The following is a 305-nucleotide window of genomic DNA, read 5'->3' as shown; positions in this document are numbered from 1 at the left end:
TCGATGGTATAGGTATCTGTAGCTTCAACAGGATCAGTTCCGTTAGGTTCTAAACCAGCAGCAGTAACGTTATTGGTAATGTTTCCATTATCAATATCCGTTTGTGTTGCAGTGTATGATGCACCAGTAAAGATCCAAGTTTCAGAAGGATCAAGGATGGTATCATTGTTAGTATCACCATCAAGAGTAAGTGTTGCAGTAATATCACCACCTAATAAATCATCAGTAATGGTGATGGTGTTTACAGATACATCACCAGTATTAGTTACTGTAAATGTATAATCTATAACAGTACCAGCAGTCAC

1 protein-coding gene is annotated in these 305 nt (G+C 37.4%); it reads right to left on the bottom strand.

Features of this window, described 5'->3' with window-relative positions:
• Positions 1–305, bottom strand: a 305-nt coding sequence (locus ACVC5O_RS02550) for a DUF7507 domain-containing protein (RefSeq protein ID WP_452219897.1), incomplete at both ends; no start/stop codon positions are given.

It is taken from the genome of Lacinutrix salivirga (genome assembly GCF_053604675.1).
Note: the sequence above shows the minus strand (reverse complement) of the source record. Positions and strands in the feature narration are given on the sequence as shown.